General features: G+C 63.4%; 11 protein-coding genes. 6 read left to right on the forward strand and 5 right to left on the reverse strand.

The features are described 5' to 3' along the window. Nucleotides 1–98: 98 nt before the first annotated feature. Nucleotides 99–779, reverse strand: coding sequence for an MBL fold metallo-hydrolase (locus IVB50_RS11945; RefSeq protein WP_018455873.1), 681 nt, complete (start codon nucleotides 777–779; stop codon nucleotides 99–101). 171 nt (nucleotides 780–950) lie between these two features. On the opposite strand from IVB50_RS11945, the gene IVB50_RS11950 reads away from it, so the two are divergent. Further along, nucleotides 951–2,549 carry an alpha-amylase family glycosyl hydrolase gene (locus tag IVB50_RS11950; protein WP_018455874.1) on the forward strand — a complete coding sequence of 533 codons (1,599 nt, stop codon included), beginning with the start codon at nucleotides 951–953 and terminating at the stop codon, nucleotides 2,547–2,549. A 158-nt stretch (nucleotides 2,550–2,707) separates the two neighbouring features. On the opposite strand, the gene IVB50_RS11955 is transcribed toward IVB50_RS11950, so the two are convergent. Then, the gene (locus tag IVB50_RS11955) at nucleotides 2,708–4,405 is read right to left on the reverse strand and encodes an alpha-amylase family protein (protein ID WP_018455875.1); all 1,698 of its coding nucleotides are present in this window, start codon (nucleotides 4,403–4,405) and stop codon (nucleotides 2,708–2,710) included. Nucleotides 4,406–4,664: 259 nt separating this feature from the next. Between IVB50_RS11955 and IVB50_RS11960 the strand changes: the two genes are divergently transcribed. Then, nucleotides 4,665–5,153 carry an MmcB family DNA repair protein gene (locus IVB50_RS11960; protein ID WP_018455876.1) on the forward strand — a complete coding sequence of 163 codons (489 nt, stop codon included), beginning with the start codon at nucleotides 4,665–4,667 and terminating at the stop codon, nucleotides 5,151–5,153. Between the two features lie 120 nt (nucleotides 5,154–5,273). Here IVB50_RS11960 and IVB50_RS11965 read toward each other — a convergent pair whose 3' ends face one another. Together IVB50_RS11965 and IVB50_RS11970 are read right to left on the reverse strand one after the other, a co-directional pair. Further along, nucleotides 5,274–5,828 (reverse strand): ActR/PrrA/RegA family redox response regulator transcription factor, encoded by a 555-nt coding sequence (locus IVB50_RS11965; protein WP_007598178.1) that lies wholly within the window; start codon nucleotides 5,826–5,828, stop codon nucleotides 5,274–5,276. 103 nt (nucleotides 5,829–5,931) lie between these two features. Then, on the reverse strand, nucleotides 5,932–7,242 hold the full coding sequence (locus IVB50_RS11970; RefSeq protein ID WP_018455877.1) for an ActS/PrrB/RegB family redox-sensitive histidine kinase: 1,311 nt from the start codon (nucleotides 7,240–7,242) through the stop codon (nucleotides 5,932–5,934). A 105-nt stretch (nucleotides 7,243–7,347) separates the two neighbouring features. Between IVB50_RS11970 and IVB50_RS11975 the strand changes: the two genes are divergently transcribed. From IVB50_RS11975 to IVB50_RS11990, 4 genes are all read left to right on the forward strand, one after another. Continuing rightward, nucleotides 7,348–8,151, forward strand: a complete 804-nt coding sequence (locus IVB50_RS11975; RefSeq protein ID WP_085349757.1) for an ABC transporter ATP-binding protein — start codon at nucleotides 7,348–7,350, stop codon at nucleotides 8,149–8,151. A gap of 109 nt (nucleotides 8,152–8,260) precedes the next feature. Next, nucleotides 8,261–9,079 carry an ABC transporter permease gene (locus IVB50_RS11980; protein ID WP_018455879.1) on the forward strand — a complete coding sequence of 273 codons (819 nt, stop codon included), beginning with the start codon at nucleotides 8,261–8,263 and terminating at the stop codon, nucleotides 9,077–9,079. Between the two features lie 121 nt (nucleotides 9,080–9,200). After that, the gene (gene phaZ, locus IVB50_RS11985) at nucleotides 9,201–10,529 is read left to right on the forward strand and encodes a polyhydroxyalkanoate depolymerase (RefSeq protein WP_018455880.1); all 1,329 of its coding nucleotides are present in this window, start codon (nucleotides 9,201–9,203) and stop codon (nucleotides 10,527–10,529) included. Nucleotides 10,530–10,746: 217 nt separating this feature from the next. Next, a complete protein-coding gene (locus IVB50_RS11990) occupies nucleotides 10,747–11,586 on the forward strand; it encodes a SprT family zinc-dependent metalloprotease (protein WP_026233044.1) in 840 nt (279 codons plus the stop codon). A 175-nt stretch (nucleotides 11,587–11,761) separates the two neighbouring features. On the opposite strand, the gene IVB50_RS11995 is transcribed toward IVB50_RS11990, so the two are convergent. After that, nucleotides 11,762–12,421, reverse strand: a complete 660-nt coding sequence (locus tag IVB50_RS11995) for a hypothetical protein (RefSeq protein ID WP_247295909.1) — start codon at nucleotides 12,419–12,421, stop codon at nucleotides 11,762–11,764. Nucleotides 12,422–12,543: the final 122 nt, after the last annotated feature.

The raw sequence follows: 12,543 nt of genomic DNA on the forward strand, positions 1-12,543 counted from the left end.
AGGCAGGAGTTTTGTGCCCGTCGTCGCTGCGATCCGCGAATGGGGTGACCGCAACCTGAGCCAGCCCGCGGCGTTCGCAGACGCCGCGGAATAGGCGCTCACATCTCGCCGGTGATGAACGGATTTGTCATCCGCTCCTGGCCGATGCTCGAGCCGGCGCCATGGCCGCAGATGAAGCCGACATCGTCGCCGAGCGGCAGCAGCTTGGTCTTGATCGAGTCGATCAGCGTCGCGTGACTGCCGCCGGGCAGATCGGTGCGACCGACCGAGCCCGCGAACAGGACGTCGCCGACATGGGCGAAGCGCAAGTCCTTGTTGAAGAACACCACGCTGCCGGGCGAGTGGCCGGGGCAATGATAGATCTCGAACTGGAGATCGCCGATGGCCACGCTGTCGCCTTCGTCGAGCCAGCGGTCCGGCTCGAAATTGCGCACCCCCGTCATGCCGAAGCGCGCGCCGCTCTCGACCACGTTGTCGAGCAGGAATTTGTCCGCGACGTGCGGGCCCTCGATCGGCACCTTCAGCTCGTCGCGCAGTTCGGCCGCGCCGCCGACATGGTCGATATGGCCGTGGGTGAGCCAGATCTTCTCCACGGTGACGCCGGTCTGCTTGATGGCGTCCAGGATCTTCGGCACGTCGCCGCCGGGATCGATCACCACGGCCTTCTTGGAAGGCTCGTCCCAGATGATGGTGCAATTCTGCTCGAACAGCGTCACGGGGACGATGATCGCGCCTGCCTTCGCGCTGGCCTCAGCTTGTGTCTCGTTTTGCTCGGTCATGGCGCCACAATGCCGATTTTTGCCATGCCGCCAAGCAAAAGATTTCTCCCCGGGGCCTGGGAACAACCGCAGACATCGTCACACGGCCGTCCCAATTCGCCTGCTGGTTTGAACCGGAGCGCTCCTTCCGCGTTCTCCCGCGCAACAAGCAGTTTTGGATGGATTTCCCGCATGGCTCAGGGCGGCAGCGATTGGTGGCGCGACGGCATCTTCTATCAGGTCTATCCGCGCTCCTTTCAGGATTCAAACGGCGACGGTGTCGGCGATCTCGCCGGCATTTTGCAGCGGCTACCTTATGTGAAATCGCTCGGCGTCGACGCGATCTGGCTGTCGCCGATCTTCCCCTCGCCGATGGCCGATTTCGGCTACGACATCTCCGACTACACGGGCATCGAGCCGCTGTTCGGCACGATGGCGGATCTCGATGCGCTTCTCGCCGCCGCGCACGACAACGGCCTTAAGCTGATCCTCGACCTCGTGCCGAACCACACCTCGGACCAGCATCCCTGGTTCGTCGAGAGCCGTTCCTCGCGCGACAATCCCAAACGCGACTGGTACATCTGGCGCGACCCGGACGAGGGTGGCGGCGTGCCGAATAATTGGCTGTCCGAGTTCGGCGGTAGCGCGTGGCAGTTCGACGAGACCACCGGCCAATACTACTATCACGCCTTCCTCGCCCAGCAGCCGGATCTCAACTGGCGCAATCCCGATGTCCGCGCGGCAATCTATGACGTGATGCGGTTCTGGCTGGAGAAAGGCGTCGACGGCTTTCGCGTCGACGTGATCTGGCATCTGATTAAGGACGCCGAGTTCCGCGACAACCCGCCCAATCCGCATTATGCCGAGGGCCGGCCGCCGAACGAAAAGATAATGACGCAATATTCCACCGACCAGCCGGAGGTGCACGACGTCATCGCCGAGATGCGCCGCGTCACGGATGCCTATGATGCCCGCGTCCTGATCGGCGAGATCTATCTGCCGCTGCATCGCCTCATGGCCTATTACGGCAACGATCTCACCGGCGCGCAGATGCCGTTCAACTTCGCGCTGCTCTCGACCTTCTGGAGCGCGCGCTCGATCGAGAAAATCGTCGAGGATTACGAGAAGGCGCTGCCGAAGGGCGCCTGGCCGAACTGGGTGCTCGGCAATCATGACCGTCCACGCGTCGCAAGCCGCGTCGGGCCGGAGCAGGCCCGCGTCGCCGCCATGCTGCTGCTGACGCTGCGTGGCACGCCGACGCTCTACTATGGCGACGAGATCGGCATGCATCAGCTCGCGATCGCGCCCGAGGACGTGCGCGACCCCTTCGAGAAGAACGTGCCCGGCATCGGTGTCGGCCGCGACGGCTGCCGCACACCGATGCAGTGGGATTCTTCCAACTTCGCCGGCTTCTCGGACGTCAGGCCATGGCTGCCGCTGCCGGAGGATCACATCCGCAACAACGTCGTCGATCTCGAGGCCGATTCACGTTCGATCCTGACGCTCTATAAGCGTCTGATCGCGTTGCGGCAGGGCTGTCCGCCGCTGGTCGCGGGCGACTATCATCCGCTTGCCGCGCAAGGCGATCTCCTGATCTATCGCCGCGAGGCCGAGGGCAGGGCGGTGACCGTGGTGCTCAATCTCGGCCCTGAGCCGATCGCGGTCACCACCAGCGCGATCAGGTTCGGCAGCGAGATTCTGCTGTCGACATTCCTGGATCGCGAGCGAGAGCGGATCGAAGGCGTGCTGGATCTGCGCGGCAACGAGGGCGTGATCATCACGCCACCCTGACCGTCGTCCTGGACAAGGCGAAGCGCAGATCCAGGACCCATTGCCCCAGGGAGTGGTTTGACGAAGATTCGTGGTGATAGCTTCGTACAACAATCACCTATTGGGGTAATGGGTCCTGGCTTTCGCCAGGACGACAACGGAGTGCGTGGTCGCACTGACTACCCCGGATGCTTGTTCCCTCGCACCGTCCCGTCGATATCGCTCCGCTTCAACAGATAGTCCAATCCGCCGACGCGGTACCAGCGATAGCCATAGGGCTCCAGCACGACGCGGTGCTGGCCGCGCTTGTCGGCGTGGCTGTGGTCCTCCGCGAGCAGATTGATCAGGTGCGCGCCGGCCTCGCCTGGCAGCCCCGCCGAGAACGCGATCTCGCGCGGCTTCTCGTCGAGATTGTGCACGAACAGCACGGAATTGTTGCGCCAGTCATAGCGCATGATGAACACGGCGGGATCGCGCGTCGCGATGATCGAAAAATCGCCCCAGCCGATCTCCGGCACCTCCTTGCGCATGCGGACGATGCGCTCGGTCCAGTTCAGCATCGAGTTGGGATCGCGCCGCTGCTTGGCGACGTTGACGTGCGGATAGCCGTACGGTCCTTCGTCGATGACGGGCAAGGCCGGCTTGTCGCTGGTGGTGAAGCCGCCATGCGGCTCCGTCGACCATTGCATCGGCGTGCGCGCGCAATTGCGCTCGGGGAGCGAAAGATCATCGCCCATCGCGATCTCGTCGCCGTAGCGGATCACGGGCGTTCCCGGCAGCGTGCACATCAGGCTGTAGGCGAGCTCGAGCCGCCGGCGGTCGCCACCGAGCATCGGTGCCAGGCGACGGCGAATGCCGCGGTCGTAGAGCTGCATGTCCTTGTCAGGACCGAAGCTTTTGAACACGGTGTCGCGCTGCGCCTTGGTCAATCGCCCGAGATCGAGCTCGTCATGATTGCGCAGGAACAGGCCCCATTGCGCCGAGGCGGGCCGCGGCTTGGTCGCCTTCAGCGCTTTCCCCAGCGGGCGGGAATCGGACGAGGCCAGCGCATAGAACAGATGCTGGTTGACCTGGAAATTGAACATCATATGCATGCGGTCGGCATCACGGCCGAAATATTCCATGTCCGTCTTCGGCAGCACGTTGGCCTCGGCGAGGATGATGGCATCGCCCTGCCGCCATTGCAGGAATTCACGGAACGTCCGCAGCATGTCGTATTGTTCGGCCGGCTTTTTCACTTTGGCGCCTTTGGTCGCGATGACGAAAGGCACGGCATCCATCCGAAAGCCCGAGACGCCGAGTTGGATCCAGAAGCCCATGATCTTCAAAATCTCGGCCTGCACGCGCGGGTTCGAGGTGTTGAGGTCGGGCTGGAAATCGTAGAAGCGGTGGAAGTACCAGGCGCCGGCTTCCTTGTCGCGCGTCCATGTCGATTTCTGAACGCCGGGAAAGACCATGCCCTGATTGGCGTTGGCCGGCTTCTTGTCGGACCAGACATACCAATCGCGGTAGGGCGAATTCCTGTCGCTCCGCGCCGCCTTGAACCAGGGATGCTGGTCGGAGGTGTGGTTGACGACGAGATCGATGATGACGCGAATGCCGCGTTGCTTGCAGCCATGAGTGAACTCGACGAAATCGCCGAGCGTGCCGTAGCGGGCATCGACGCTGTAATAATCCGCGACATCGTAGCCGTCGTCGCGGCCGGGCGAGGTCTGGAACGGCATCAGCCAGATCGTGGTGATGCCGAGGCCGTGCAGATAATCGAGCCGGCGCAACAGGCCCTTGAAATCGCCGATGCCATCGCCGTTGGCGTCCATATAGGTGCCGACGGACAGGCAATAGATGATGGCGTTCTTGTACCAGAGATCGTCGATCATGCGCGCGCAGCCTCGGTGGTTCCGCCGAGGTGCGGCGGCTGCGTGATAAGTGTTAAGAGCGAGAGCGGTTCCGTACCCCGCCGTCGTGCTGGACAAGCGAAGCGCAGATCCAGGACCGAATACCACAGGCCGAAATTTGACGAGGACTGGTGGTGATCCCCTCGTGCACCAACGATCCCTTGGGGTCATGGTCCTGGCTCCCGTGCGCAATTGCGCACTAGGCCAGGACGACGACGGAGGAATCGGCTATCCTCCCCCGATGGACAACACCGCCCGCATTGCCCTCGTACCGCCGCCGGACCGCCGACAATCCGAGACGGCGCTGGCGATCGCGCGCGGGACGGCGCGGTTGCTGCGCTCGCTCGGCTTCACCTGCATCAGCGAATTGCCGCTGCCCTCGGGGCGACGCGCCGATCTCGTCGCGCTGAACGAACGCGGCGAGGTCTGGATCGTCGAGATCAAATCGTCGGTGGAGGATTTGCGCGCCGATCAGAAATGGCACGAATACCGGGCGCATTGCGACCGGCTGTTCTTCGCCTTCACGCAGGACCTGCCTTGCGAGATCTTTCCGCAAGATACCGGCTTGATCATCGCGGATGCCTATGGTGCGCACCTGCAATGCGAGGCGCCCGAGCACAAGCTCGCTGCGGCCACGCGCAAGCAGATGACGGTGCGGTTCGCCATGGCGGCGGCGTTGCGGATCAACCGGCTGGTCGATCCGCAGGGGCATGCGGAGTTTTGGGAATAGCGGCGCCGCGAGCGCGATGCCGTAGGGTGGGCAAAGCGGAGCGTGCCCACCATCCAGGTCAAAGATTGAAGCAGACATGGTGGGCACGGCGCTTTGCGCCTTGCCCACCCTACGGCACCGTTATCGCGGCGCGCGCTTGGCCAAAATCCGCTGCAACGTGCGCCGATGCATGTTGAGCCTGCGTGCCGTCTCCGAGACGTTGCGGTTGCACATCTCGTAAATGCGCTGGATGTGTTCCCAGCGCACGCGGTCGGCCGACATCGGGTTCGCCGGCAACTCGGACTTGTCCGAGCCGGTCGATAGCAGCGCCGCGACGACGTCGTCGGCGTCCGCGGGTTTCGAGAGATAATCGACCGCGCCCATCTTCACCGCGGTGACGGCGGTGGCGATGTTGCCATAGCCGGTCAGCACGATCGCGCGGGCGTCGGGGCGCTTCTTCTTCAGCGCCGAGACCACGTCGAGACCGTTGCCATCACCGAGCCGCAGATCGACCACGGCGAATGCCGGCGCCGCCTTGCCGATCTGCGCCAGACCGTCCGAGACGGTGTCGCATGACGTCACCGCAAAGCCGCGCGTTTCCATGGCGCGCGACAGCCGCTCCAGAAACGGCTTGTCGTCCTCCACGATCAGCAGCGAGCGGTCGGTCTGTTCGTTCAGTTCGGCGATGGCGTTCAAGGTTTGGTCCTCTCTCCAGCGCGTCTACATATGGCGGCGCAATCGGGCGGTGCCAAGGGCGCCAATGGTCGATCGGCCCCGTTGTGCGACGCAAGGTCGCGGCCTATCCTATTGTTTCTTCGAAGGTCTCGATAGCCTCAAAACGGTCTCGCGGCCACGTGATCTGGACCACTGCGCCATGGTCCGGAAAGGTCCGGTTGGTAAACGAGACCTTGGCGCCGGTGCGCTCCAGCAAGGTGCGCGCGATGAACACGCCGAGCCCGAGGCCGCCGCCTTCGTCCTTGCTGCGCCGCCGCGACAAATAGGGCTCGCCGATCCGGTTCAGGATGTCAGGCGGAATGCCGGGACCATCGTCGGAGATCACGAGCTCGATTGTGTCCTTGTTCCACCACGCATTCACCTCGACGGTGGTGCGGGCGAAATCGACCGCGTTCTCGACGATATTGCCGACGCCGTAGAGGATCGCCGGATTGCGCGAGCCGACCGGTTCGGCCACGATGGCGACGGCGATGCGCACCTTGATATCGACGCCGAAATCGCGGTGCGGCGCCACCACCTCCTCGATCAGCTCCGACAGCTTCATGCGGTCGAACGGCGCGCCGGTGGAGGAGAGCTGGGTGATCTTGCTCAATATGTCGCGGCAACGCTGCGTCTGCTCGCGCAGGGTCTTCAGGTCGGCGGCAAAGTTCGGCTCCTTCACCGTCTTCTCCAGCTCGCGCGAGATCAGGAAGATCGTCGCGAGGGGCGTGCCGAGCTCGTGCGCTGCGGCTGCGGCCAGGCCGTCGAGCTGGGTCAGATGCTGCTCGCGCGTCAGCACCAGCTCGGTCGCGGCCAGCGCGTCGGCGAGCTTGCGCGCCTCCTCGGTGACCTGGAACGAGTAGAGGCTGGTCACGCCGATCGCGAGCGCGATCGAGAGCCAGACGCCGACGAGATAGATCGGCGGCAGCACCAGCGGATCATCAGAATCCCAGGGCAGCGGCAGATGGAAGAAGAACAGGACCGAGGCGCAGGCGACAGCCAGCACGCCGAGGCCGAAGGTGAAGCGGGCCGGCAGCGCCGTCGCGGAGATCAGCACGGGCGCGAGGAACAGGAACGAGAACGGGTTCTGGAGTCCGCCGGTGAAGAACAGGAGACCCGCCAGCTCCACGATGTTGAGCGCGAGCAGTCCGGCCGCCTGCATCGGCTCCAGCCGCTGCAGCGGATTGGACACGGTCTGGAGCGCCAGATTGAGCGCCGCCGACAGGGCGATGATGCTGACGCAGGGAACGATCTCGACATTGAATTCCAGCCCCTGCGCCACGATGAAGATCGCGGCGAGCTGGCCGAGCACCGCGAGCCAGCGCAGTCGCAGGATCGTATCCAGGCGGATATGCCGCTGCGCGGGGCGAAAGTCGGAAGCGGCAAGTTCGGTCATTTCGGCCAATGGGGCGGTGCCTTCTCGATCACAAGCGCGCGGCTCACGGAACCGCCGGATTACAAGCCTTGCGCTCTCCGCTGCAATAGCAGAAGAACGCCCAGCATGACGGAGAATGACAAGGCTTCAAGCTGGCCGACTGTCGCGGATCGCAGCCTCTCCGCGGCAATCGCGGTCGATCACCTGGTCAAGGTCTACAAGCAGACCCGCGCCGTCGACGACATCTCCTTTTCGCTTCCGCGCGGCAGCATCACCGGGCTGCTGGGCGGCAACGGCGCCGGCAAGACCACGACCATCGCGACGATCATGGGCCTCGTGCTGCCGACCTCCGGCCGCGTGCAGGTGCTCGGGCATCGGATGCCGGAGGACAGCGCGTCCGTGCTGGGTCGGATGAACTTCGAGAGCCCCTATGTCGACATGCCGATGCGGCTCACGGTGCGTCAGAACCTCACGGTGTTCGGCAAGCTCTATGCGGTGAAGAACCTCTCCGATCGCATCGCTGAGCTCGCCGACGATCTCGATCTCACCGAGTTCATCGACCGCGCCAACGGCAAGCTCTCCGCAGGACAAAAGACGCGCGTTGCGCTTGCCAAGGCGCTGATCAACCAGCCCGAGCTGCTGTTGCTGGACGAGCCGACCGCCTCGCTCGATCCCGACACCGCCGACTGGGTCCGGGGGCATCTGGAGCGTTATCGCATGGCGAACAACGCCACCATCCTCTTGGCGTCGCACAACATGCTCGAGGTCGAGCGGCTCTGCGATCGCGTCATCATCATGAAGCGCGGCCGTATCGAGGACGACGATACGCCCGAAGCCATCATGGCCCGCTACAACCGCACCACGCTGGAAGAGGTGTTTCTGGACGTCGCGCGCGGAAGGGTGAACGGCGCGCAGGAGGTGGCACGATGAGCCAGGCCGTATGTTGCGACCGTAGCCCGGGTGAGCGAAGCGATACCCGGGAACGCCGCCAGCAAGGTCCCGGATATCGCTTCGCTCATTCGGGCTACGCGGTGCCGCAATGACCGAACTCTCCCTCCACCGCGGCATCTCCGTCCACCGCATTGGCGCGATGATCCTGCGCTATTGGTACCTGTTGCTGTCGTCCTGGCCGCGGCTGCTCGAGCTGCTCTACTGGCCGGCGCTGCAGGTCATCACCTGGGGCTTTCTGCAGCTTTACATCGCGCAGAATGCCAACTTCTTCGCGCGTGCCGGCGGCACCCTGATCGGCGCCGTCATTCTCTGGGACATCCTGTTTCGCGGGCAGCTCGGCTTTTCGATCTCGTTCCTGGAAGAGATGTGGGCGCGCAACCTCGGCAATCTCATGATGAGCCCGTTGAAGCCGATCGAATTTCTGCTGTCCCTGATGATCATGAGCCTGATCCGGCTCGCGATCGGCGTCATCCCCATGACGCTGCTCGCGTTATTCCTGTTTCACTTCAATGTTTATGCGCTCGGCGTGCCGCTGATCGCGTTCTTCTGCAATCTGATCTTCACGAGCTGGTCGGTCGGCATTTTCGTCTCCGGACTGGTGCTGCGAAACGGCCTCGGCGCCGAGAGCATCGTCTGGACCTTGATGTTCGGCATCATGCCGCTCGCCTGCGTCTACTATCCCGTCAGCGTGCTGCCGGTCTGGTTGCAATACATCGCCTGGACGCTGCCGCCGACCTACGTGTTCGAAGGGATGCGCGCGCTGCTGATCGAAAACACCTTCAGGACCGATCTGATGCTGAGCGCGTTGGCCATCAACGCGGTGCTGTTGCTTGCATCTTTTGGGGCATTCCTTGCCCTTTTGCGCAGCGCCAGGATGCAGGGCTCGCTGCTGTCAGGCGGCGAATAACGTCACTTTCTCGTGGATTCTGCCCGGTTTGGGCACCTCGGCCACGTAGATGTACGGAACCATGCATTGACGCAATATTACGCATTCGGCAGTATGCTGCGATGCGAAGAGGAATATAGCGATGCCGATTGGTGAGTTTGGCGGGGCGCCGCCCCTGGTGGCCGAAGGCAGTCCTGTCCTGACGACGCCGATGTACTGGATGTACGAGATGGGGCAAGCCTCTCTCAATCCGGCGCGTGCGATCACGGACGCGACCAAGCTCCTGTTTCAGAATCCGCTGAACCCCTGGGCACGCACCGAGGTTGGCAAGTCGGTTGCCGCGGCCTGCGAATTGTTCGAACGCACCACCCGCCGCTACGGCAAGCCGGAATGGGGCCTCAACGACACCGAGGTCAACGGCATCCGCGTTCCCGTCGAGGTCCGCTCGGTCTGGGAAAAGCCGTTCTGCCGCCTGCTCTACTTCGATCGCAAGTTCGCCCGTCCACTGCGCAGTCCGCATCCACGCGTGCTGATCGTCGCTCCGATGTCCGGCCATTACGCGACGCTCCTCCGCGGTACCGTCGAGGCTTTCCTGCCGGCGCATGAGGTCTACATCACCGATTGGGCCGATGCCCGCATGGTGCCGCTCAGCGACGGCCGCTTCGATCTTGACGACTACATCGACTACGTCATCGAGATGCTGCATGTCCTCGGCGGCAACACGCATGTGCTGGCGGTGTGCCAGCCCTCGGTTCCCGTCGTCGCTGCCGTTTCGATTATGGAAGCGCTACGCGATCCCTTTGTGCCGACCTCGATGACGCTGATGGGCGGCCCGATCGACACCCGGCGCAATCCGACTGCGGTGAACAACCTGGCCCAGGAGCGCGGCATCGACTGGTTCCGCAACCACGTCATCACCAAGGTGCCGTTCCCGCATCCGGGTATGATGCGCGACGTCTATCCGGGCTTCTTGCAGCTCAACGGCTTCATCAGCATGAATCTCGACCGGCATATGGATGCCCACAAGCAGCTATTCGCCAACCTGGTAAAGGGCGACGGCGACCTCGTCGACAAGCATCGTGACTTCTACGACGAATATCTCGCGGTGATGGATCTCTCCGCCGAGTATTACCTGCAGACCGTCGACACCGTGTTCGTGAAGCATTCGCTGCCGAAGGGCGAGATGACCCATCGTGGAACACGCGTCGATCCCTCCAAGGTCACGCGCGTCGCGTTGATGACCGTCGAAGGCGAGAACGACGACATCTCCGGCATCGGTCAGACCGAAGCAACGCACACATTGTGCAGCTCGATTCCCGATCACCGCCGCGTTCATTACGTCCAGAAGGGCGTCGGACATTACGGCGTGTTCAATGGCTCGCGCTTCAAATCGGAAATCGTGCCGCGCATCCACGACTTCATGGTCTCGGCGGCGAATCCGAGCTCATTGCAGGCTCTCGCGGCCGAATAATCGCGTTTTTCGGCTTTCCCGCTGAAAATCGACGCCCTGTCGGAGGCTCCGACAGGGGCGAGTTCCCGCTAGATTCGCGGTATTTAGGTAGCTTTGTAGGAGTGAGTCCAACCTCACCCCTTGGGGGTGCCACATGCGCCGAACGGGGGCGAAAAAAGCCGGTTCCAACCCCAGTCTGTAGGGTCTCCCGGACGCCAGACCCCTGTATATTGGGCAAATGATTTGTTTTTGCGCCGAGCGCTTTCCCTGGCGGCGGTTATGGCAGAATCCGGGCGCTCTCCTGCCCCCCGGACTGACAGACATGGCCACTCGCGCACTCCTCTATCGGCGGCCCCACGAGCCGAAGACCCTCCTGATCACCCATGGATCGCAATATTTTGCGATTCGACTGCGCCGGCATCGCCGCGCGCGCCGTTACACGCTCAGAATTCATCCGAGCGATCGCGAAGCCATCCTCACCATGCCGCCGCGCGGCACGCTCGCCGAAGCAAAAGACTTCGCGCAGCGCCACGGCGCGTGGATCGCGGCACGTCTCGGCCGTTTGCCGAAGGCCGCGCCGTTCCAGCCTGGCACAGTGATACCACTTCGCGGCACGGCCCATCGCATCGTTCATCGCGCCGGCACGCGCGGTACGGTGTGGACGGAAGTGCGCGACAGCGGGGAGCGCATTCTCTGCGTCGCCGGCGGCGTCGAGCATGCGGACCGTCGCATCAGCGACTTCCTCAAGCGCGAGGCTCGCCGCGACCTTCAGCGTGCGGCGGAATCCTATGCCGCCGAGCTCGGCGTCAAGGTCAAGCGGCTCTCGATCCGCGATCAATCCAGTCGTTGGGGCTCCTGCACCTCGGCCGGCTCGCTGTCGTTCTCCTGGCGCCTGATCCTCGCGCCGCCCTACGTGCTCGACTATCTCGCCGCCCACGAGGTCGCCCATCTCGTTGAGATGAACCACTCGGCGCGGTTCTGGCGCGTCTGCGGCAAGGTCTGCCCGTCGATGGAGCGCGCCAAGAAGTGGCTCGATACGTACGGCAACGACCTGCACCGCTACGGGGTCGAGGATTAGGCCCTCGCTGCCAACCTCCATCTGACGCTGTCATCGCCCGGCTCGACCGGGCGATCCAGTGTTCCGAGGCGGTTGTTATTGAACCGAGAGGCCGCGGCGTACTGGATTCCCGCGTTCGCGGGAATGACAGTTGAGAATGCAGCGACGTCCGCGCGTACTCAATTCATCCCTCTGCTCAGGCGCTGACATCCGCGCTTGTCCCCGGCTGCGTGCGCGAGGCGAGATAGGATGACTGCAATTGCACGCCGGCCTTCTGGCCCTCGGCCAGCATCGCCTGGAAGGCTGCGTCGAGTTGATCGCGGCTATAGGTTGCGGAGCTGCTTTCACGCGGGGTCCATTGCGATTGCGTGATCGCGGTGGAAGCTTTTTCAACGGTGCCACCGAGCCGCTCGGCGTATCTGTCGGCCCGCCACTGCGCCAGATCCGGTCCACTCAGATCGGGTGGATCCTCCAGCTTGCCGATCTTTCCAGCCGCCTCGTTGGTCATCGTTGAGGACCCGCCATTGTACAGGGTGGCGACCACCTTGCCGTCGACCTTCACCTGAGCATAGGTGTTCTCAGGGGCATCGTCCGAGACGACCGACTGAGTTGCGCTCGTGTCATGGGTCATCAGCCAGTTCGATGCCATGAGGTCGCGCAGGTGAGGATTGTCCGCCGCCGATATCGACTTGGCGCCTGTCAGGGGCTTGACCTGCGAGACGTCAATCCGAAAGCCGTCGGTCGCAGCATCAGTCGCATCCGGTCCCGCCGGCTGAAGACTCGATGTCCTATTCGAAGCGGACGTTGATGCGGGTCGCAGATGAGGCAACGCCGCGCTGGATACACCCGACATCATGGAACGCTCTCCGATACTTGCTCAACCTGTGAGAGCAAATCCCGGGCCGCCGACCGGAGCTTGAAGAGACTGGTGTTTTTGCGTTCCGGGAGCTGCGGGGATCGGCCGATTTTGCCATGGTA

The sequence above is a fragment of the Bradyrhizobium sp. 87 genome (assembly GCF_023073015.1).
Lineage (GTDB): Bacteria > Pseudomonadota > Alphaproteobacteria > Rhizobiales > Xanthobacteraceae > Bradyrhizobium > Bradyrhizobium canariense_D.

What these genes read in the sequence shown, in the direction of transcription:
- IVB50_RS11975 (WP_085349757.1), top strand. Translation starts at nt 7,348, where the DNA reads ATGACGGAGAATGACAAGGCTTCAAGCTGGCCGACTGTCGCGGATCGC.
- IVB50_RS11955 (WP_018455875.1), bottom strand. Translation starts at nt 4,405, where the DNA reads ATGATCGACGATCTCTGGTACAAGAACGCCATCATCTATTGCCTGTCC.
- IVB50_RS11995 (WP_247295909.1), bottom strand. Translation starts at nt 12,421, where the DNA reads ATGATGTCGGGTGTATCCAGCGCGGCGTTGCCTCATCTGCGACCCGCA.
- IVB50_RS11990 (WP_026233044.1), top strand. Translation starts at nt 10,747, where the DNA reads ATGATTTGTTTTTGCGCCGAGCGCTTTCCCTGGCGGCGGTTATGGCAG.
- IVB50_RS11960 (WP_018455876.1), top strand. Translation starts at nt 4,665, where the DNA reads ATGGACAACACCGCCCGCATTGCCCTCGTACCGCCGCCGGACCGCCGA.
- IVB50_RS11970 (WP_018455877.1), bottom strand. Translation starts at nt 7,242, where the DNA reads ATGACCGAACTTGCCGCTTCCGACTTTCGCCCCGCGCAGCGGCATATC.
- IVB50_RS11950 (WP_018455874.1), top strand. Translation starts at nt 951, where the DNA reads ATGGCTCAGGGCGGCAGCGATTGGTGGCGCGACGGCATCTTCTATCAG.
- IVB50_RS11945 (WP_018455873.1), bottom strand. Translation starts at nt 779, where the DNA reads ATGACCGAGCAAAACGAGACACAAGCTGAGGCCAGCGCGAAGGCAGGC.
- phaZ (WP_018455880.1), top strand. Translation starts at nt 9,201, where the DNA reads ATGCCGATTGGTGAGTTTGGCGGGGCGCCGCCCCTGGTGGCCGAAGGC.
- IVB50_RS11980 (WP_018455879.1), top strand. Translation starts at nt 8,261, where the DNA reads ATGACCGAACTCTCCCTCCACCGCGGCATCTCCGTCCACCGCATTGGC.